Source organism: Pelomonas sp. BJYL3 (assembly GCF_027257975.1).
Lineage (GTDB): Bacteria > Pseudomonadota > Gammaproteobacteria > Burkholderiales > Burkholderiaceae_C > Roseateles_B > Roseateles_B flavus.
This window is the reverse complement of sequence record NZ_JANZKX010000006.1, coordinates 243,106-262,932: the sequence shown is the minus strand read 5'-3', so window position 1 is coordinate 262,932 and position 19,827 is coordinate 243,106. Positions and strand designations below refer to the sequence as shown.

The 19,827-nt window shown below is 68.4% G+C and carries 19 protein-coding genes; 5 read left to right on the top strand and 14 right to left on the bottom strand.

Annotated elements, in window-relative coordinates:
- The first annotated feature begins 64 nt into the window (after window positions 1–64).
- Window positions 65–523, top strand: coding sequence for an Lrp/AsnC family transcriptional regulator (locus O9Y01_RS18660; RefSeq protein ID WP_332108759.1), 459 nt, complete (start codon window positions 65–67; stop codon window positions 521–523).
- A gap of 180 nt (window positions 524–703) precedes the next feature.
- On the opposite strand, the gene O9Y01_RS18655 is transcribed toward O9Y01_RS18660, so the two are convergent.
- From O9Y01_RS18655 to O9Y01_RS18645, 3 genes are all read right to left on the bottom strand, one after another.
- Entirely contained in the window at window positions 704–892 is a 189-nt protein-coding gene (locus O9Y01_RS18655; RefSeq protein WP_269633106.1) for a hypothetical protein, read from the bottom strand.
- Window positions 893–1,205: 313 nt separating this feature from the next.
- The gene (locus O9Y01_RS18650; protein ID WP_269633105.1) at window positions 1,206–2,105 is read right to left on the bottom strand and encodes a DMT family transporter; all 900 of its coding nucleotides are present in this window, start codon (window positions 2,103–2,105) and stop codon (window positions 1,206–1,208) included.
- Between the two features lie 69 nt (window positions 2,106–2,174).
- On the bottom strand, window positions 2,175–2,951 hold the full coding sequence (locus O9Y01_RS18645; RefSeq protein WP_269633104.1) for a ferritin-like domain-containing protein: 777 nt from the start codon (window positions 2,949–2,951) through the stop codon (window positions 2,175–2,177).
- A gap of 109 nt (window positions 2,952–3,060) precedes the next feature.
- On the opposite strand from O9Y01_RS18645, the gene O9Y01_RS18640 reads away from it, so the two are divergent.
- Window positions 3,061–3,585, top strand: a complete 525-nt coding sequence (locus O9Y01_RS18640) for a gamma carbonic anhydrase family protein (protein ID WP_269633103.1) — start codon at window positions 3,061–3,063, stop codon at window positions 3,583–3,585.
- 168 nt (window positions 3,586–3,753) lie between these two features.
- Window positions 3,754–4,707 carry an Hsp33 family molecular chaperone HslO gene (gene hslO / locus O9Y01_RS18635; protein WP_269633102.1) on the top strand — a complete coding sequence of 318 codons (954 nt, stop codon included), beginning with the start codon at window positions 3,754–3,756 and terminating at the stop codon, window positions 4,705–4,707.
- A 64-nt stretch (window positions 4,708–4,771) separates the two neighbouring features.
- Here hslO and O9Y01_RS18630 read toward each other — a convergent pair whose 3' ends face one another.
- The 10 genes from O9Y01_RS18630 to mutS form a co-directional block, all read right to left on the bottom strand.
- The gene (locus tag O9Y01_RS18630) at window positions 4,772–6,517 is read right to left on the bottom strand and encodes a bifunctional metallophosphatase/5'-nucleotidase (RefSeq protein WP_269633101.1); all 1,746 of its coding nucleotides are present in this window, start codon (window positions 6,515–6,517) and stop codon (window positions 4,772–4,774) included.
- A gap of 111 nt (window positions 6,518–6,628) precedes the next feature.
- On the bottom strand, window positions 6,629–7,342 hold the full coding sequence (locus O9Y01_RS18625) for an ATP-binding protein (RefSeq protein WP_269633100.1): 714 nt from the start codon (window positions 7,340–7,342) through the stop codon (window positions 6,629–6,631).
- A 9-nt stretch (window positions 7,343–7,351) separates the two neighbouring features.
- Entirely contained in the window at window positions 7,352–7,990 is a 639-nt protein-coding gene (pnuC, locus tag O9Y01_RS18620) for a nicotinamide riboside transporter PnuC (protein WP_269633099.1), read from the bottom strand.
- Window positions 7,991–8,003: 13 nt separating this feature from the next.
- Window positions 8,004–8,273: a septum formation initiator family protein gene (locus tag O9Y01_RS18615; RefSeq protein ID WP_269633098.1), complete on the bottom strand. Its 270-nt coding sequence runs from the start codon at window positions 8,271–8,273 to the stop codon at window positions 8,004–8,006.
- Between the two features lie 129 nt (window positions 8,274–8,402).
- Window positions 8,403–9,689, bottom strand: a complete 1,287-nt coding sequence (gene eno / locus O9Y01_RS18610; protein ID WP_269633097.1) for a phosphopyruvate hydratase — start codon at window positions 9,687–9,689, stop codon at window positions 8,403–8,405.
- 108 nt (window positions 9,690–9,797) lie between these two features.
- The gene (locus O9Y01_RS18605) at window positions 9,798–10,088 is read right to left on the bottom strand and encodes a DUF1330 domain-containing protein (RefSeq protein WP_269633096.1); all 291 of its coding nucleotides are present in this window, start codon (window positions 10,086–10,088) and stop codon (window positions 9,798–9,800) included.
- Between the two features lie 61 nt (window positions 10,089–10,149).
- Complete coding sequence (gene kdsA / locus O9Y01_RS18600) at window positions 10,150–11,007, bottom strand: 3-deoxy-8-phosphooctulonate synthase (RefSeq protein WP_269633095.1); 858 nt, start codon at window positions 11,005–11,007, stop codon at window positions 10,150–10,152.
- Between the two features lie 13 nt (window positions 11,008–11,020).
- On the bottom strand, window positions 11,021–12,664 hold the full coding sequence (locus O9Y01_RS18595; protein WP_269633094.1) for a CTP synthase: 1,644 nt from the start codon (window positions 12,662–12,664) through the stop codon (window positions 11,021–11,023).
- Between the two features lie 45 nt (window positions 12,665–12,709).
- Window positions 12,710–13,573, bottom strand: coding sequence for an alpha/beta fold hydrolase (locus tag O9Y01_RS18590; RefSeq protein WP_269633093.1), 864 nt, complete (start codon window positions 13,571–13,573; stop codon window positions 12,710–12,712).
- Between the two features lie 19 nt (window positions 13,574–13,592).
- Window positions 13,593–16,226, bottom strand: a complete 2,634-nt coding sequence (gene mutS, locus O9Y01_RS18585) for a DNA mismatch repair protein MutS (RefSeq protein WP_442952771.1) — start codon at window positions 16,224–16,226, stop codon at window positions 13,593–13,595.
- A 259-nt stretch (window positions 16,227–16,485) separates the two neighbouring features.
- Between mutS and O9Y01_RS18580 the strand changes: the two genes are divergently transcribed.
- Window positions 16,486–16,665: a hypothetical protein gene (locus O9Y01_RS18580; protein WP_269633092.1), complete on the top strand. Its 180-nt coding sequence runs from the start codon at window positions 16,486–16,488 to the stop codon at window positions 16,663–16,665.
- 12 nt (window positions 16,666–16,677) lie between these two features.
- Here the strand turns inward: O9Y01_RS18580 and O9Y01_RS18575 are convergent, their stop codons facing one another.
- The gene (locus O9Y01_RS18575) at window positions 16,678–17,793 is read right to left on the bottom strand and encodes a pirin family protein (protein ID WP_269633091.1); all 1,116 of its coding nucleotides are present in this window, start codon (window positions 17,791–17,793) and stop codon (window positions 16,678–16,680) included.
- Between the two features lie 192 nt (window positions 17,794–17,985).
- Here O9Y01_RS18575 and edd point away from each other — a divergent pair, with 192 nt between their 5' ends.
- The gene (gene edd / locus O9Y01_RS18570; protein ID WP_269633090.1) at window positions 17,986–19,800 is read left to right on the top strand and encodes a phosphogluconate dehydratase; all 1,815 of its coding nucleotides are present in this window, start codon (window positions 17,986–17,988) and stop codon (window positions 19,798–19,800) included.
- Window positions 19,801–19,827: the final 27 nt, after the last annotated feature.

Here is a 19,827-nt window from a genome sequence, read left to right as displayed (position 1 = left end):
ATTTGCAATTTCATGCGGTAGCATGGCCTGCAATTCGCATTGGATTCGAATGATGAGCTCTGAAGTGCAATTGGATTCGATTGACCGCGCCATCCTGAATGAGCTGCAGGCGGATGGCCGCCTCTCCAACCAGGACCTGGCCGCGCGGGTCCACCTGTCCCCCTCGGCCTGCCTGCGCCGGGTCAAGCGGCTGGAGGACAGCGGGGTGATCTCGCAGTACGTCGCCCTGGTCAACCCCAAGGCGGTGGGCAAGCAGGGCACCAGCTACACCATCATCAACCTGGAGCGCATGACCACCGCCGCCCTGGCCGCCTTCGAGCAGGCCGTGCTGGACAGCCCCGACATCCTGGACTGCTTCTATGTGGCGGGCACCAATGACTACGTCATCCGCTTCGCCTACAAAGACGCCGAGGACCTGGAGCGCTTCCACACTCATGTGCTGATGCAGCTGCCCGAGGTGGCGCGGTCCAACAGCATGCTCGTCTTGCGGACCATCAAGAAAACCACGGCCTTTGCTTTGTGATCCCCGTCAGAAAAGCAAAACGGACCACGAGGGTCCGTTCAGACAGGTGATTCGCCGGAGCGACGATCTGCAAAGCGCGAAGCGCCTGCAGCACCGCACGGTATCCGAGGATCCGGCTGCGCCGGGCCTACGAAGTCGCCCCCTCCAGGGGGTCCGCGAAGCGGGTAGGGGGCGCTCCAGTCAGGCTGCCAGCAGTGCGATGACGGAGCTCAGGCCGAAGAAGGCCAGCATCGCGACGATCATCGCTTCCTCGACCTTGCCAGCCGAGACGGGTTCGAAGGAAGGGGCGCCACCGGCGCTCAGGGCGGCGGGGCTGGCGGCCACGAAGGAGGTGGTCACCGGGGGCAGGAACTTCTTGAATGCAAACATGGAGCTTCTCATCGTGTCTGTTGGACGGTGGGGTGAGAAGACCTCGTGAGTGACCCTACAGCTGTCACTCTCACCAGCCGGATGGGCACGTCCACATGCGACATCCGCCTGGCGTGTCGGCACCGGGATCTGTCCAGCGCCTTAGGCCTTGTGATGCCCTCCAGGGCGTCACAGGAAGGAGTATCGCAGAGATCCGTGAAAACCCTATGACAAGTTTTCGGGTTAACCCGAACTTTTCTGCATAGATTGATGCCAAGCCGTCAGAAACGTGACTATCTGAAACGGAAAAGTGCGTCAATCGAACATTGAGGCTTCAGGCGCGTTCTCGCCTCAGGGTCGCCAGCATGGGCAGCATCTGCACGCCCAGCATGCTGACCAGGATCAGTCCGCAGCCCGCCAAGCCGGCCGCACTGAGGCGGTCGCCCATCAGCAGGTAGCCGAAGGCGGCCGAGAACACGGTCTCGGAGGACAGGATGATGGCGGCGTCCGCCGCATGTGAGTAGCGCTGCGCCACCACCTGGGCGGTGAAGGCCACGCCCACAGACATGACGCCGGTGTAGAGAATGGCGCCGGTGGCCTCGCGCAGGCCGGTCCAGCTCCAGGGTTCGAAGGCCAGGGCATAGGCCAGCGCGGCCAGGCCCACCAGGAAGAACTGGCCGCAGGCTACCGAGAAAGGCGCGTTCATGCGGTCGGCCACCCGGCCCACCATCAGCACGTGCACCGCCCAGGGCAGGGAAGAGGCGATCACCCAGGCGTCACCCAGGCCGATCTTCAGCTCATGGGCACCCGACAGCAGGAAGGCGCCCACCAGGCAGGCCAGGCCACCGGGCCAGACGGACCAATGCGGCACGTGACGCAGCAGCAACCAGCCCAGCACCGGCACCAGGGGCACGTACAGCGCCGTCAGGAAGCCGGCATTGGTGACCGTGGTGCTGACGATGCCGATCTGCTGCATGGCCGCCCCCATCAGGAGCAGCGAGGCCAGCGCGGCGATCTTGTGCCAGTCCCGCTGCTGCAAGGCGGCGCCCTGGGCGGCCAGCTGGCGCTGCTCACGCCAGGCCAGGGGCAGCACGACCAGCGAACCCACCAGGAAGCGCACGCCGGTGAACATCATGGGCCCGATATGGGCCATGCCCTGGCTCTGCGCCACGAAGGCCGAGCCCCAGATCAGGGCGATGACGGTCAGCAGCAGATTGGCTTGGATGCGGGTCACGGGCGGGAGCCTCGGAGGCGGTCAGGGGAACCGCGCATCATAGCGAGCGGGAACGGTGGACCGCTGGGCTCAGCTTCGCAGGTAGTCCAGCTCGGCTTCGCTGAAGCCGGCGGCGCTGCGGGCCTCGAAGTTGAAGGGCGGGCGCAGCCGGGGTGCCTGGTAGCGCTCGACCAGGGCCGGGTAGCTGGCGACGGGGTCCAGCCCGCGCTCCAGGCAAAGGTGGCGGTACCAGCGGTTGCCGATCTCCACGTGGCCGATTTCGTCGCGCAGGATGATGTCCAGGATGGCCACGGCACGCTCGTCCCCCGCCTTGCGGAACTTGGCCTGCAGGGGCGGCGTGGCGTCCAGGCCGCGGGCTTCCAGGGTGCGCGGCACCAGGGCCATGCGGGCCAGCACGTCGTCGCGGGTGCGCTCGGCCATGGTCCAGAGGCCGTCGTGGGCGTCGAAGTCGCCATAGCGGTGGCCCAGGGTCTGCAGGTGCTCGTGCAGCAGGCTGAAGTGCAGGGCTTCCTCGGCGGCCACCAGCAGCCAGTCGGCGTAGAACTCACGCGGCATGCCGGGGAAGCGCCAGACGGCGTCCAGCCCCAGGTTGATGGCATTGAACTCGATATGGCAGATCGCATGGATCAGCGCAGCCCGGCCTTCGATCGTGAAGGGCGAGCGGCTGGGTACCTGCAGCGCTTGCTTGAGCGCGGGGCGGGCCGGGCGGCCGGGCAGGGGCTGGGTGGGCGTCAGGCGGGCCACGGTGTCCAGCGGCGCGCCGGCCAGAAAATCGGCCCGCAGTTGCGTGGCCGCGGCAGCCTTGCGGGCCGGATCGGGCTCGGCCAGCACGGCGAGCGCCCTCATGCGTGTTTCCATCCTTAAAATTATCGCTTTGCCGTCAGGCCCTTCGGTCTGACGCCCCACAAGAGAACGGACGGCGCCCGCCGAGGGTGGCTGGACAAGGAGTGCCTCGATGGCGATCTATCAGCTGGGCGAGCATGTGCCCGAGGTGGCCGACACGGCCTGGGTGGCCGACAGCGCCGAGGTCATCGGGCGCGTGAGCCTGGCCGAGGACGTGAGCATCTGGTTCCAGGCCGTGCTGCGCGGAGACAGCGACACCCTCACCATCGGCCGTGGCAGCAACATCCAGGACGGCTCGGTCCTGCATGCCGACACCGGCTTTCCTCTTGTGCTGGGCGAGAACGTCACCGTGGGCCACCAGGTCATGCTGCATGGCTGCACGGTGGGGGACAACTCGCTGATCGGCATCGGCGCGGTGGTGCTCAACGGCGCGCGCATCGGAAAGAACTGCCTCGTGGGTGCCGGCTCCCTGGTGACCGAAGGCAAGGAATTCCCGGACGGCAGCCTGATCATGGGCCGCCCTGCCACGGTGGTGAAGGAGCTCCGCCCCGAGCAGATCGCCGGGCTGGCCGCCAGTGCGCGGCATTACGTGGGCAACGGCCAGCGGTACGCCAAGGAGCTCAAGCGCCTGCGCTGAGCGTTCTGACGGGGCGCTTGCTTTGAGCGTGATAGGCCCCATATGCATCGATGCCGCGGGGTGCAAGCGCCGCGGCCGTCCCGTCGCCCAGGCGTCGGGACTTTGTTTTTCTGAAACCTGCAAGGACGCCCCCGGCCCTCCATGAAGGGGCTGGAGGGGCGCAAGACCATGAGTGAACTGCACAAATTCCTGTTCGAAGGCCTGCCCGTGCGCGGCATGCTGGTGCGACTGACCCACAGCTGGAAGGAGCTGCTGGCCCGCCGCCCCGGCGACAAGGCCTTTCCGCCGGCGGTGCGCAGCCTGCTGGGCCAGATGTCGGCGGCAGGCGTGCTGATGCAGTCCAACATCAAGTTCAACGGCGCCCTGGTGCTGCAGGTGATGGGCGACGGCCCGGTCAAGCTGGCCGTGGTCGAGGTGCAGCATGACCTGAGCTACCGCTCCACGGCCAAGGTGATCGGCGAGGTGGCGGATGACGCGCCGCTGGAGATGATGGTCAATGTGCTGGGCCAGGGCCGCTGTGCCATCACCCTGGACCCCAAGGACAAGATGCCCGGCATGCAGCCCTACCAGGGTGTGGTGCCCCTGCATGGCGACCAGCGCGAGCCGCTGCACAAGATCTCCGAGGCCCTGGAGCACTACATGCTGCAGTCCGAGCAGCTGGACACCCGCCTCATCCTTGCCGCAAATGACGAGATGGCCGCCGGCCTGCTGATCCAGCGCATGCCCGTGGAGGGCGAGGCCAATCTGGAGGGCCAGCCCGGGCGTGGCGAGAGCATCGGCGAGCACGAGGACTTCAACCGCATCGCCATGCTGGCCGCCACACTGACCAGCGAGGAGCTGCTGAGCCTGGATGCCGAGACCATCCTGCGCCGCCTGTTCTGGGAAGAGGACATGCGCCGCTTCGAGCCCCTGCGCCCGCGCTTCGCCTGCACCTGCTCGCGCGAGCGCGTGGGCCAGATGCTGGCCGGCCTGGGCCGCGAGGAGGTCGAAGGGGTGGTCGCGGAGCGTGGTGAGGTGGAGGTCGACTGCGAGTTCTGCGGCGCCCAGTACCGCTTCGATGCCGTGGACGTGGGCGGCCTGTTCGCGGCGCCCAGCGCCGGCGGGAGCCAGACGCTGCAGTAAGCGCCCTGACGCACATGTGAAAAGGCCCGTCGATGACGGGCCTTTGCCATTTGCGCACGCCAGTTCAGCGCGCCTGTACGCGATCCCGCGGGGCGGGCTTGATGCCCGGATGGGCCTGCAGATAGTTCACCAGCGCCTCGTGGTCCACGACGCCGCGCTGCAGGATCTTGCCTTCCGCAAAGGCCGGGAAGCCATCACCGCCGGCGGCCAGGAACATGTTCATCCCGACCTTGTAGCTGGCCTCCATGTTCAAGGGCCGGCCGCGCAGCTGCAGGCTGCCCGGCAGCACACGTTCGCCGATGGGCCGGGTGGCGTCGTAGGCGTAGCTCAGGCCTTCCGAGAGTTGCAGCGGGCGGAACTTGGGCTGGCCAATCCACTGCTGCTCCAGCGCCGCCTTCAGCTGTGCGCCGCTCAGCTGCATCACGACAAGATTGTTGTTGAAGGGCTGCGTGGTGTAGACCTGCCCGAAGCTCACCGAGCCATCGCCGCTGAACAGCAGGCTGGAGCGCACGCCGCCGATATTGGTGATGGCGAAGTCGGCGCCCCCATCCTCGAGCGCGCGGGTGGCGGCCCAGTGGGCGTCTGCCACCAGCTGGCCCATGGTGGTGGCCCCGGCGGCGTCTTCCTCGCGGGTGAAGCTGGCGCCGATGCGCCCCACGGGGCGGTCGATGATGGCGGTGGCCTTGGACTCATAGGCCGCGATCAGCGCCGTCTGCGAGGCATCGCGGCCGTACTGGTCATGTCGCACGATGCGGTTCTCGGCCGTGGTGCTGACGATATCGCGGGTCCTGCGGTCCAGATGCACGTCGATGGCGGTGACGATGGTGCCGTACTTGTCACCGCTGGTCACCAGGCGGCCACCGATGCGGCAGTTGTAGGCCCGGTGCGTATGACCGCTGACCACCAGGTCCACGGCCGGGTCCAGCTGCTTGACGATGTCCACGATGGGGCCGGAGATGCCCGGGCATTCGTTGTAGTCACCCGCGGGGAAGCCGCCTTCGTGGATCAGCACCACGATGGCCTCCACGCCCTGGGCGCGCAGCTGGGGCACCAGGCGGTTGACGGTCTGGGCCTCGTCGTCGAAGCGCAGTCCCTTGACGCTGCTGGGCACCACGATGCCCGGCGTGCCCTTGAGCGCCAGCCCGATGAAGGCCACGGGGATGCCGTCGAAATGACGGATGGCATAGGCCGGGAAGATGGGCTGGCCGGTGGCCGTCGCGATGGTGCTGGCCGCCAGGTACTGGAAGGCCGCGCCCTTGAACGGCGCGGGCCCCTGGCAGCCCTTCTCGGGGTGGCAGCCGCCATGCTGGCGGCGCTGGAGCTCCTCGAGCCCGGCATCGAACTCGTGGTTGCCCACGCTGCTCAGGGCCAGGCCCATGGCGGACAGGGACTCGATCGCCGGCTCGTCGTTGAACAGCGCCGACAGCAGCGGCGAGCCACCGACCAGGTCCCCCGCCGCCACGAAGACGTTGTGGGCGTGGCCGGCGCGGGCCTGAGCCACGGCGGTCGAGAGGTACTCTGAACCCCCGGCTTCGACGTCGACAAACCCTTCCGGGCGCTGCGGATCCTTGATGCGGATGCCACCGGCGGGCGGCTTCAGGTTGCCGTGGAAATCGTTGATGGCCAGGATGCGCAGCGGCACGAGGTCCGTGGGCGCCGTGGCCGCAGGAGGGGGCGTGGGAGTCGGCGGCAGGGGCGCGGTACTGCAGGCTGCCAGCCCCAGGCCTGCCAGCGCGGCAGCCAGGGCGGGGCGCCAGGACGGGCGCTGAGGGGCGGAACGGGAACCGTGCAGGGCAGCTGGGACAGTCATGGAACTTCGTGAATGCTCAGGACAGGGGGAGCGGGCCTGCGCCAGGCACCTCTCGAAATGCCAAACGTTTGCCGCATGCGGCGGCCAGTGTGCAGGGCGAGCGCCCAGGCGTCAAGACGCTGGCCCGTCGCTACCTGGGGCCGGTGGCGCGGTCTTCAGGGCATGCTCGCAGCCCGGGTCGTCGCAGAGCTCGCAGGTCCAGCGCGTGCTGCCCGAGAGCCGTGACTGGCGATCTATCAGACGGCTGAAGAGACCGCCGGAGGCGCGCGTCGGTCCCTGCGCGTGCTGGATGCCGGCCAGCAGGGGCGTGATGGCGTCCAGGGCATGCTGCAGGCGGCTGTCGCCCTGACCCTGGACCACGACGAAGGCGTGGCCCGCCTCGCGCAGCCAGCGCCGCAGCAGGCGGTCCACCGGCGCCTGGGCATGCGGGCCATCGCGCATGCCGTCGGCCACCCAGGGCAGGTCCGTGCCCATCAGCAGGCTGAGGTGATAGCGCCGGTGCGCCTGGTGGGCCCAGGCCGCCAGGCTGCTGTCGGCAAAGAGGTATTCGCTGTAGATGGCCGGCATCAGCGCGGTGGTGTCGGCGATCAGCAGTTCGTGGCTGGCGGCCAGCGCGTCGGCGCGGCGCTCCTGCTCCTCGATGATGGCCCGCTGCTCGTCGGCGCGCGGCGTACGGCCTTCGCGCTCGCACCATTCGCGCAGGTACTCGTCCACGCGGGCCACGCGCAGGCCGGTGAGCGACGGCAGCGTCTCATGCAGGGCGCGGGCGAGCGTGCTCTTGCCTGTGCTCTCGGCGCCCAGCAGCGCGATCCTCAAGGCAGACATCGCAGCGGCTCAGCCCGCGGGTTGGGTGCGCAGCTCGCGGGACCAGGCCCGCCAGCCCGCGACGGACATCGGGATGAAGCCCGCATAGAGCAGCACCGTCAGCCAGTAGCCCTTGAAGGCGAACAGCGCCACCGACACCACATTGACCACCACCCACACGCCCCAGTTCTCCTGGTACTTGCGGCCCAGCAGGTACTGGCCCAGCAGGCTGGCCACGGTGGGGAAGGCGTCCCAGTAGGGCAGGGGGGAATCGGTGTACCGGGCCAGGTAGAGCCCCAGCAGGGGCCAGGCCAGCAGGGTCAGCCCCAGGGCCTGCAGCAGGTGGCGCTGCTCCAGTCGGCGCACGAAGAGGGCTTCGCCGTCTTTCGTCCGTCCGCGCAGCCATTGCAGCCAGCCCCACAGCGCCAGTACGGCGAAGACCAGCTGCAGCGAGGCCTCGCCGTAGAGCTTGCCGGACCAGAACAGCAGGAAGTACAGCAGGGAGCTGACGAGGGCGAGGGGCCAGCCCAGCACCTGCACCCGCATATTGCAGATCACCATCCACACGGCCAGCACGAAGGCCACCAGCTCCAGCCAGGTGATGGGGCTGCCGAAGGCCTCGAAGGCAGGCAGCAGCAGGGGGCTCAGCCAGGCGAGCAGGGCATCCATGGGCAGTGAGGGATCAGCGGTGGACCTGGACGTAGATCTCGTCGGGGCGGACCATGCTCAGCTCGAGCCGGGCCTTTTCCTCGACCATCTCCAGGCCTTCGCGCAGGTCGCGCAGCTCGGCCTGGATCAGCGCATTGCGCGCCTGGGCCTGCTCATTGGCCTGCTGCTGCTGGCGCAGCTCGGCGCGCAGCTGCACGCCACGGGCCAGGCCACCTTTGCCGAACCAGAGCTGGCCCTGGATGGCGATGAGGAAGGCGGCGAGGATGAGCGCAAGGACTTTCACGAGGGGCGAGTGTAAGGCAGTCCGCTGGCGCCAGCCTTGCGGGATGTCCATGAAAAAGGCCCCGGCACCAGGGGGTGCGGGGCCATTCCTGGCATCGGGTGGCATCGGGCACGACGCCCGGATGCTGGATCAGCGCAGGTTGTAGAAGGCGGCGCGACCCGGGTAGACGGCGATGTCGCCCAGGTCTTCCTCGATGCGCAGCAGCTGGTTGTACTTGGCCATGCGGTCCGAGCGCGACAGCGAACCCGTCTTGATCTGACCGGCGTTGAGGCCCACGGCGATGTCGGAGATGGTGGAGTCCTCGGTCTCGCCCGAGCGGTGCGAGATCACGGCGGTGTAGCCGGCGCGCTTGGCCATCTCGATGGCGGCGAAGGTCTCGGTCAGGGTGCCGATCTGGTTGATCTTGATGAGGATCGAGTTGGCGATGCCCTTGTCGATGCCTTCCTTCAGGATCTTGGTGTTGGTCACGAAGAGGTCGTCACCCACCAGCTGCACCTTGGCGCCCAGGCGCTCGGTGATGTGCTTCCAGCCGTCCCAGTCGCCTTCGGCCATGCCGTCTTCGATGGAGATGATGGGGTACTTGTCGACCCAGGTGGCCAGCATGTCGGTCCACTGCTCGGCGCTCAGCGAGATGCCGCCTTCGCCTTCCAGCACGTACTTGCCGTCCTTGTAGAACTCGCTGGCGGCGCAGTCCAGGCCCAGGGCGATCTGCTCGCCGGCGGTGTAGCCGGCCTTGTCGATGGCTTCCAGGATCAGCTGGATGGCGGCCTCGTGGTTCTCGACGCTGGGGGCGAAGCCGCCCTCGTCACCCACGGCGGTGGACATGCCCTTGGCGTCGATGATCTTCTTCAGTGCATGGAAGACCTCGGCGCCCCAGCGCAGGGCCTCGCGGAAGCTCGGGGCGCCCACGGGGATGATCATCAGCTCTTGCAGGTCCAGCGAGTTGTTCGCGTGGGCGCCGCCGTTGATCACGTTCATCATGGGCACGGGCAGTTGCACGCCGCCCATGCCGCCGAAGTAGCGGTACAGGGGCAGGCCGCTCTCTTCAGCGGCGGCGCGGGCCACGGCCATCGAGACGGCCAGCATGGCGTTGGCGCCCAGGCGGCTCTTGTTCTCGGTGCCGTCGAGGTCGATCAGGGTCTTGTCCAGGAAGGCCTGCTCGGAGGCGTCCAGGCCCAGCACGGCTTCGCTGATCTCGGTGTTGATGTGCTCGACGGCCTTCAGCACGCCCTTGCCCAGGTAGCGGCTCTTGTCGCCGTCACGCAGTTCGATGGCTTCGCGCGAGCCGGTGGAGGCACCGCTCGGCACAGCCGCGCGGCCCATCACACCCGATTCCAGCAGGACGTCGCACTCCACGGTGGGGTTGCCGCGGCTGTCGAGGATTTCGCGTCCGACGATGTCAACAATGGCGCTCATTGAGAAGGTCTCCGGTAGGAAGTTGGTAACTTAGTTACGTTCGGCGCGCATGGTGCCAGCAAAAGGTTACGCGCGCTGAACAATCGTGGTCATCGGGCCGGCAGGGGCTCAGACCCCGTCCACGATCAGCATGCGCATGACGCCTGCGTTCTCGCGCAGGGTCCGGGCATGCCGGTAGGTCTCGGAATCGTAGAAGGCGCGGGCGGTGGCGTGGTCGGCGAACTTCAGCAGCACCAGGCGGGTGGGCTGCCAGTCGCCTTCCAGCACCTCGACGGCGCCACCGCGCACGAGGATCTCGGCCCCATGCTCCTGCATGGCCTTGGTGCTCCATTCCCGGTACTTGGCCATCTGTTCGGCATCGGTCACGGTCACGTCGGCAATCACGAAGGCGGCGGGCATGGGCATCCTTGAAGAAAAAGCGGCGCGGTCTGTGCAGGCCGCGCCGGGGTGGTGTTCAGGTTCAGGCGGAGAAGTCGTTCTCCAGCAGGGGCTGGCTCTTGACCACGCGGTCCAGGGCCACGAGCTGCTCCAGCAGCGCCCGCATGCGGTTCAGGGGGACGGCATTGGGGCCGTCGGAGAAGGCCTCGGCCGGACGCGGGTGGGTCTCCATGAAGAGCCCCGCCACGCCCACGCCCACGCCGGCGCGGGCCAGCACCGGCACCATCTCGCGGGCACCGCCGCTGGTGGTGCCCTGGCCGCCGGGCTTCTGCACCGAGTGGGTCACGTCAAACACCACGGGGGCGCCGGACTTGCGCATCTCGGCCAGGCTGCACATGTCGGCCACCAGGTTGTTGTAGCCGAAGCTCACGCCGCGCTCGCAGGCCAGGAAGCTGTCTTCGGGCAGGCCGGCTTCGCGGGCAGCTTCGCGGGCCTTGTCGATGACGTTCTTCATGTCCCAGGGCGCGAGGAACTGGCCCTTCTTGATGTTCACCGGCTTGCCCGACTTGGCCACCGCACGGATGAAGTCCGTCTGGCGGCAGAGGAAGGCCGGGGTCTGCAGCACGTCGACCACGGCGGCCACGGGGGCCACCTGGGATTCGTCGTGCACATCGGTCAGGATGGGCAGCCCGAGCTGGCGTCGCACCTCGTCCAGGATCTTCAGGCCGGCGTCCATGCCGACACCGCGCTTGCTGGTGCCGGAGGAGCGGTTGGCCTTGTCGAAGGAGCCCTTGTAGATGAGGGGGATGCCCAGGGCCGAACAGGCCTCCTTGAGCTGGCCGGCCACCTCGATGGAGAGCTCCAGGCTCTCGATCGAGCAGGTGCCGGCGATCAGGAAGAAAGGCTTGTCGATCCCGACATCAAAGCCGCACAGCTTCATGGACAGCGCTCCTTCAGGCCTTCTTGTGGCTCAGGGCCGCCTTGATGAAGGCGGTGAACAGCGGATGGCCGTCCCAGGGGGTGGACTTGAACTCGGGGTGGAACTGCACGCCCACGAACCAGGGGTGCACCTCGCGCGGCAGCTCGACGATCTCGGTGAGCTTCTCGCGCTGGGTGATGGCCGAGATCACCAGGCCGGCCGCCTGGAGCTTGTCGAGGTAGTGCTCGTTGGCTTCGTAGCGGTGGCGGTGGCGCTCGGTCACGACCGGGCCGTAGATCTCGTGGGCCAGGGTGCCCGGCTTGACGTCCGAGCTCTGGGCGCCCAGGCGCATGGTGCCGCCGAGGTCGCTCTTTTCGTCACGCTTCTGGATGGTGCCGTCGGCGTCCTGCCATTCGTCGATCAGGGCGATGACCGGGTGCTGGGTCTCGGGGTCGAACTCGGTGGAGTTCGCGCCTTCCAGGCCGGCCATGTGGCGGGCGTACTCGATGGTCGCGACCTGCATGCCCAGGCAGATGCCGAGGTAGGGCACCTTGTGCTCGCGGGCGTACTGGGCCGCCAGGATCTTGCCCTCGACACCGCGCTTGCCGAAGCCGCCCGGCACCAGGATGGCGTCGTACTGGGCCAGCTGGGCGATGTTGTCCTTGCTCAGCTGCTCGGAATCGACGTACTCGATCCTGACGCCGGCATGGTTGTGGATGCCGGCGTGGCGCAGCGCCTCGTTGAGGGACTTGTAGGAGTCCGACAGGTCGGTGTACTTGCCGCACATGGCGATGGTGACCTGCTGGGCCGGGTTCTCCACCTCGTGCACCAGGGTGTCCCAGCGCTTCAGGTCGGCCGACTTGGTGTTGAGCTGCAGCTTGGTGCAGATCAGCTGGTCCAGGCCCTGCTCATGCAGCACGCGCGGCACCTTGTAGATGGTGTTCACGTCCCACATGGAGATCACGCCGTACTCGGGCACGTTGGTGAACAGCGAGATCTTCTCGCGCTCGTCATCCGGGATGCGGCGGTCGGCGCGGCACAGCAGGGCGTCGGGCTGGATGCCGATCTCGCGCAGCTTCTGCACCGTGTGCTGCGTGGGCTTGGTCTTGAGCTCGCCGGCAGCGGCGATCCAGGGCACATAGGTCAGGTGGACGAAGGCAACGTTCGTCGGACCCATCTTCAGGCTCATCTGGCGGGCGGCTTCCAGGAAGGGCAGGGACTCGATGTCGCCCACCGTGCCGCCGATCTCGACAATGGCCACGTCGACCGCCTCAGGCGTGCCGTGACCGGCGCCGCGACGGATGAACTCCTGCATTTCATTGGTGATGTGCGGAATCACCTGCACCGTCTTGCCGAGGTAGTCGCCACGGCGTTCCTTCTCCAGCACCGACATGTAGATCTGCCCGGTGGTGAAGTTGTTGGCCTTCTTCATCCGCGTGGTGATGAAGCGCTCGTAGTGGCCCAGGTCGAGGTCAGTCTCGGCACCGTCATCGGTGACGAAGACTTCGCCGTGCTGGAAGGGGGACATCGTGCCCGGATCCACGTTGATGTAGGGATCCAGCTTGATGAGGGTGACGGAGAGGCCGCGCGATTCGAGGATGGCAGCCAGAGAGGCCGATGCGATGCCCTTGCCGAGGGAGGACACCACACCGCCGGTGACGAAGACGTACTTGGTCATGTCTTGCAGCGTCCGATGCAAGAACGCTGTGGTGGTAAAGCGCGATTATAGCGAGGTCGCGCCGGGGGCCGCAGCCTCCGCTTCCAGCCGATCCAGCAATTGCAGCACGAGGGCGGCCGTGTCGTCGGGCCGCTCGAAAGGATAGAGGTGGCCGCCTTCCATCCAATGGAAGTTGTGGCCGGCCAGGCGCTTGCTGGCCTCTGCCCCGGCCTGGCGTAGCTCCTCGGACTGCGTGCCCGCGACGAAGGCCACCGGGCAGCGCGGCGGGTGGCGGCGCATGATGCGGTCGAAGGTGTGCGGCAGCGTGTTGTAGATGCGGGTCTCGATCTCGCGGCGGAAGCCCAGGTGGACCTCGCCCTCGATCTCATCGAAGCCGCTGGCGATGTAGTCGCGCAGCACGCGCTCGTCCCAGCGGGCGAACTTGTGCTTGCTGGCAAAGTGCTCGAACACCACCTCGCGCGAGGGCCAGCGATGGCGGCGCTGGCTGGAGATCTTGCCGGGCGACACCCGCTCGATCAGCCCCGTCAGCTTGGCCACATGGATGCTGTGCGCCTTCCAGCCCGAGACCACGGGCGAGTCCAGCATCAGCAGGCCGCGCACCAGGTCCGGCCGCCGGCAGGCCGCGAGCAGGCTCACGCCGCCACCCAGCGAATGGCCAGCCAGCATCACCGGCCCAGGCGTCTTCATGCGCGGGCGCACCTGGCGCTCGATGAAATGGATCAGCTGGTCCCGCAGGTGCGGCCAGTTGCTGGTGACCGGGTACTGCGGGTCGTGGCCCAGGCGCGGGATGGCATGCACCGTCCAGCCGGCCCGCTCCCAGGTCTCGAACAGCACGCGGTAGCAGCCCGCGGGAAAGCCGTTGGCGTGGGAGAAGACGAGGTGGCGCTCGGCCGGAGGGGTCTGGGGCATGAGGTGTCGGTTGGCGGCTTCAGGCGCGGGCCAGCTGCTTCAGCTTGTAGAGCTGCTCCAGGGCCTCGCGCGGGCTCAGGGCGTCGGGGTCGAGATCATGCAGGGCGTCCAGCGCGGGATGGGTCGCCTCGGCGACAGCGGCCACCGGCTCGGGCGGCGCCGCGAACAGGTCGATCTGCGATTCGGCCTTGCCCGCCTTGGCTTCCAGGGCCTCCAGCGTGGCGCGCGCCTGTCGCACCAGACTGCCGGGCATGCCGGCCAGGCGGGCCACCTGCACGCCGTAGCTGCGGCTGGCGGGGCCGGGCTGGATCTCATGCAGGAAGACGATGTCCTCGCCACTCTCCGCCGCCGAGACATGCATGTTCACCGCCTGCGCATGCTTTGCCGGGAACTCGGTCAGCTCGAAGTAGTGGGTGGCGAAGAGCGTGAAGGCCCGGCACTTGTCGTGCAGGTGGCTGGCGATGGCACCGGCCAGGGCCAGGCCGTCGAAGGTGGACGTCCCGCGCCCGATCTCGTCCATCAGCACCAGGGACTGGTCCGTCGCGCCGTGCAGGATGGCGGCGGCCTCGGTCATCTCCAGCATGAAGGTGGACTGGGCGTTGGCCAGGTCGTCCGCCGCGCCGATGCGGGTGTGGATGGCGTCCATGGGCCCCAGGCGGCAGCTGCGGGCCGGCACATAGCTGCCCATGGCCGCCAGCAGGCAGATCAGGGCCACCTGGCGCATGAAGGTGCTCTTGCCGCCCATGTTCGGCCCGGTGATGACCTGCATGCGGGTGCGGGCGTCGAGCCGGCAGTCATTGGCCATGAACTCACCGGCCCCGGTCTCGCGCAGGCGCATTTCGACGACCGGATGGCGGCCGCCTTGAATGTCGATGCAGGGCTGAGGCACGAAGTCCGGCCGGGCCCAGTTGAGGGTGGCGGCACGCTCGGCCAGGGCCGCGAGGGCGTCCAGGCTGGCCAGGGCGCGGCCCAGGCGGGTGAGGGCGGGCAGCTCGCTGGTGAGCTCGTCGATCACCAGCTCGTACAGCGCCTTCTCGCGGGACAGCGCACGCTCCTGGGCCGACAGCGCCTTGTCCTCGAAGCTCTTGAGTTCGGGCGTGATGAAGCGCTCGGCGTTCTTCAGCGTCTGGCGGCGCTGGAAGTCCATGGGGACCTTGTCCAGCTGGCCCGTGGTGACCTCGATGTAGAAGCCATGCACCTTGTTGTACTGCACGCGCAGATTGGCAATGCCGGTGCGGGCTCGCTCACGGGCCTCGAGGTCCAGCAGGTAGGCATCGCAGTTCTGGCTGATGCCGCGGAGTTCGTCCAGCTCCTCGTCGAAGCCGGGGGCGATGACGCCGCCGTCGCGGACCAGCACCGCCGGTTCCTCGGCGATGGCGCGGCTCAGCAGTTCCGCGAGGTGGGGCGAAGCCAGCAGGCCTTCGCCCAGGGACTGCAGCAGCGCGCTGCCGGCCGCGGGCACCTGCGAGCGCAGCGCCGGCAGGTTCAGCAGCGTGGCGCGCAGGCCCGCCAGCTCGCGCGGGCGCACCTGGCGCAGGGCCACGCGGGCGGCAATGCGCTCCACGTCGGACACCTGGCGCAGGGCCTCGCGCAGGCCCTCGAAGCCTTGGGACAGGAAGGTGGCGATGGCCTCGTGCCGCGCCAGCGCCTCCGCACGCTCGCGCCTCGGATGCAGCAGCCATTGGCGCAGCGCGCGGCTGCCCATGCCGGTGCGGCAGCTGTCCAGCAGCGAGAGCAGGGTGGGGCTGGCTTCTCCGCGCAGGGTCTGGGTCAGCTCCAGGTTGCGCTGGGTGGCCGGCGGCAGGTCCAGCAGATCGGAGGCGCGCTGCACCTGCAGGCTCTTGACGTGAGCCAGGGCCCGGCCCTGGGTGTGCTCGGCATAGCTCAGCAGCGCGGCCGCGGCGGCCTGGGCGGCCGTCAGCTCCTGCGCGTTCAAGCCCTGCAGGCTGGCCACGCCCAGCTGCTCACAGAGCTTGCGCAAGCCCAGGGCGGTGTCGAACTGCCAGCTGGGGCGGTTGGTGATGGGCAGGCGCGCGGCCAGCACGCCGGCCGGCTGGCGCTCGCGGTCCACCAGCACCTCGGCCGGTGAGAGGCGGGCCAGCCACGAGGGCAGTTCCTCCGCGCTGCACTCCGCCAGGCCCAGCTGGCCCTGGGTAAGCGAGAGCCAGGCCAGGCCCAGCGTAGGCTTGGACCGGGCGCCGGTGCTGGCCACGGCGAGCAGGATGCTGTCCTGCTTGTCGGCCAGCAGTTCGGTATCGGTGACGGTGCCGGGCGTCACCACGCGGACGACCTTGCGCTCCACCGGGCCCTTCGTGGCACCCACCTCACCCACCTGCTCGGCGATGGCGACCGCCTCGCCCAGCTTGATCAGCTTGGACAGGTAGGACTCCAGCGCATGCACCGGCACGCCCGCCATCACCACGGGCTCGCCGCCACTCTGGCCGCGCACGGTCAGGGTGATGTCCAGCAGCGCGTTGGCCTTGCGGGCGTCGTCGTAGAAGACCTCGTAGAAGTCACCCATGCGGTAGAAGACCAGGGTGTCCGGGAACTCGGCCTTGATGCGCAGGTACTGCTGCATCATGGGCGTGTGGGCGGAGAAGTCCTGGGCTGCGGGGTCTGCCTTGGCAGGGGCGGCGCTGGGTGCTTGGGCCATGTCGGCGTGCGGGAGGCTGAAATTGGGAAGCGAGCCCATCCGGGCTCGCGGGGCTGGCATCTTAGCGGCAGCGGATGGCCTGCAGGATAGAGGGGCCTGTCACGCCGCGCGGCCGGCCCCGGGGCTCTGGGCGGCCACTCAAAAAAGCCACTTGAATACTGTATGGGTATACAGTATTCTTGCGCCATCACGAATCAAGGCAGGCACGCCAACCCGGCGCCTCCTGCCGCCTGGTCAAGCAATACAGCGGGAGCAGCAGATGGCAGCGGTCAAGCGCATGGGTGTGAAGATGGGCCACGCAGTGGGCCATGCAGTGGGTCAAACGGTAGGGTTGACGGTGGGCAAGGTGGTCAGCGGCCGCATGCAGGAGCCGGAATCCTGGATCGTGGGCATTGGCGGCCTGACGCTGCTGGGCCTGGCACTGGGCGTGCTGGGCTGAAGCGCGCGCCTCTCAGGGGCGGGTGGCTGGCAGGGGAATGAAGTCGTCCTCGCCCGGCACCTTGGGAAAGCGGCCCTCGGCCCAGTCCTTGGCCGCCTGCTCGACACGCTCCTTGCGGCTGGAGACGAAGTTCCACCAGAGGTGCCGGTGCCCGTCCAGGCGCTTGCCGCCCAGCAGCACCAGTTCGGTGGGCTCTGGCTCCCAGGGCGGGGCGCTCAGCTCGAAGGCCGCTTGGGCTGCCTGGCTTGATGGCCGGGCTGGACCCTGACCCTGACCCTGGCCCTGGCCCTGGCCCTGGCCCTGGCCCTGAGTGCGGCCTTGATCGTGGCTTTCCTGGTATTCCTGAGTGGCGCCCGCATGGGAGCCGCCGGCCTGGCCGCCGTCTGTCGGCGAGGCAGTGCCCTGAGGTCCCTCCGCCTGAAGGTTTGCGCCCGCCGGGCTCCCCTGCGCCGAGCGCAGCACCGCCAGGTTGCGAGCGGGCAGCGGCTCTCCGTCCAGCAGCAATTCCTGCTTGGGCGCATAGATCGCCCATTCCTCCGGCAGTTCGGAGCTCCAGTCGCTGAGGGCCAGGCTGGCGCCGGGGTCCAGGCTCAGGTGAAGGTACAGCGTGCCGGCCGAGGCGCGAACGGGCGAGCGAAGGCCGCCAAATTGCCCCACGAGCACCCGGATCCGAACACCCGGCCGCTCCAGCACGGGCAGGTCCGCTGCGGCCACATGCTGGAAGGCGGGGTCGCATTCCTCTTCGTCCCGGGGCAGGGCGCACCACAGTTGCAGGCCGTGCATGCCGTAGGCGGTCCCGCGGCGCTGCTCCGGCGCCCGTTCGCTGTGCACGATGCCCTTGCCGGCCGTCATCCAGTTGATGTCGCCCGGGCGGATCTCCTGCCGCGCCCCGGTGCTGTCGTGGTGGAGCAGGGCCCCTTCGAAGAGGTAGCTCACGGTGCTCAGCCCGATGTGCGGGTGGGGGCGGACGTCGTGCGCCGGATTGCCGTGGCTGGTGGTGGGGCCGAAGTGGTCCATGAAGATGAACGGCCCGACGCTGCGCTGGGCCACGGCCGGCAGCAGGCGGGACACCTTGAAGCCTCCGCCCAGGTCTTTTTCATGGCCGTGGATGATGCGTGCTGCAGGCATGTCAGTCTCTTTCATCGGCCAGGCGCGGCCTGGCAGGATTGTGTCTTGCCCGGTTTCGGGGCGGCGCTCCATTGTCGGCCGGGCACCTGTCTTGCACATGTACTCGCCTTGTAACCCGCAGCAGGCGCACTTCTTGTAATATGGTTACCAACTTAATAAGGGTTGAGTTACATCGGCCCGAGGCACAGACGCATGAACAAGACGCTGCAAACGGTGACCGCCCGCATTCGCGAGCGCAGTGCACCGGCCCGTGAACGCTATCTGGCCGAGGTCGAGCGCCTCGCCCAACGCAAGAAGGGTCCCGAGCGCATGGGCTGCGCCAACGTGGCCCATGCCTTTGCGGCCATGCCGGCGAACGACAAGCTGCGCATCGTCGCCGAGCGGCCCACTCATCTCGCGGTGGTCACGGCCTACAACGACATGCTCTCGGCCCACCAGCCCTACGAGCACTACCCCGAGCTGATCCGCGACGAGGCCCGCCGCCACGGCGCCACCGTGCAGGTGGCCGGCGGCGTGCCGGCCATGTGCGACGGCGTCACCCAGGGCCTGCCGGGCATGGAGATGAGCCTCTTCTCGCGGGACACCATCGCCATGGGCACCGCCGTGGCTCTGAGCCACGACGTCTTCGACGCCGCCCTGCTGCTGGGCATCTGCGACAAGATCGTGCCCGGCCTGCTGATCGGCGCCCTGAGCTTCGGCCATCTGCCCTGCGTCTTCGTGCCGGCCGGCCCCATGAGCAGCGGCCTGTCCAACAGCGACAAGGCCAAGGTGCGGGAGCTCTTTGCCCAGGGCAAGGTCGGCCGTGAGGAGCTGCTGAAGGCCGAGTCCGCGGCCTACCACGGGGCCGGCACCTGCACCTTCTACGGCACGGCCAACAGCAACCAGATGCTGCTGGAGGCCATGGGCCTGCATGTGCCGGGTGCCGCCTTTGTCCACCCTCATGACGACTTGCGCGAGCAACTGAGCCGCGAGGCCGTGCGCCAGGCCCTGCGCATTGCGCCCGGGGCAGACTTCACGCCCATCGGCCGCCTGGTGGACGAGCGCTGCATCGTCAACGCCATGGTGGCCCTGCTGGCGACCGGCGGCTCCACCAATCACCTGATCCACTGGGTGGCCGTGGCCCGCGCGGCGGGCATCAGCATCGACTGGACGGACTTCTCCGAGCTCTCCGCCGTGGTGCCATTGCTGGCCCGCGTCTACCCCAATGGCAGCGCTGACGTGAACCAGTTCCAGGCCGCCGGCGGCCCGGGCTTCGTGATCCGCGAGCTGCTGGGCGCCGGGCTGATGCACGGCGATGTACTGACCATCCACGGGCCGGGCCTCGAAGCCTACGGCCGCGTGCCCCAGGCCTCGGCGGCGGGCGTCGAATGGAAGGACCTGCCGGCGGGGTCGGGCGATGACAGCGTGGTGCGAACCGCCGCGGCGCCCTTCAGCCCGACGGGAGGCCTGAAGCTGCTGGACGGCAATCTGGGCCGCGCCGTGATCAAGGTCTCGGCCGTGCCAGAGGACCGCCATGTGATCGAGGCCCCGTGCCGCATCTTCAACGACCAGGAATCCATGCAGGCCGCCTTCAAGGCCGGCGAGCTGGACCAGGACGTCGTTGTGGTCGTGCGTTTCCAGGGCCCGCACGCCAATGGCATGCCCGAGCTGCACAAGCTCACGCCGCCGCTGGCCGTGCTGCAGGGCAAGGGCTTCAAGGTGGCCCTGGTGACTGATGGCCGCATGAGCGGGGCCTCGGGCAAGGTGCCGGCCGCCATCCATGTGAGCCCCGAGGCGCTGGCCGGCGGGCCGCTGGCACGCCTGCGTGATGGCGACGTGGTGCGCCTGGATGCCGTGACGGGCGAGCTGCAGGCCCGGGTGCCTGCCGATGAATGGGCCGTTCGCGAGCTGGCCACCATCGATCCCGCGCAGGCGGCGGACAACGCCACCGGCCTGGGCCGCAATCTGTTCGGTGGCTTCCGCCGCAACGTCCGCAGCGCTGAGGAAGGCGCGGTCACCTGGCTCTGAGCGCCCGGCACGCAGCAGTGGAACAAA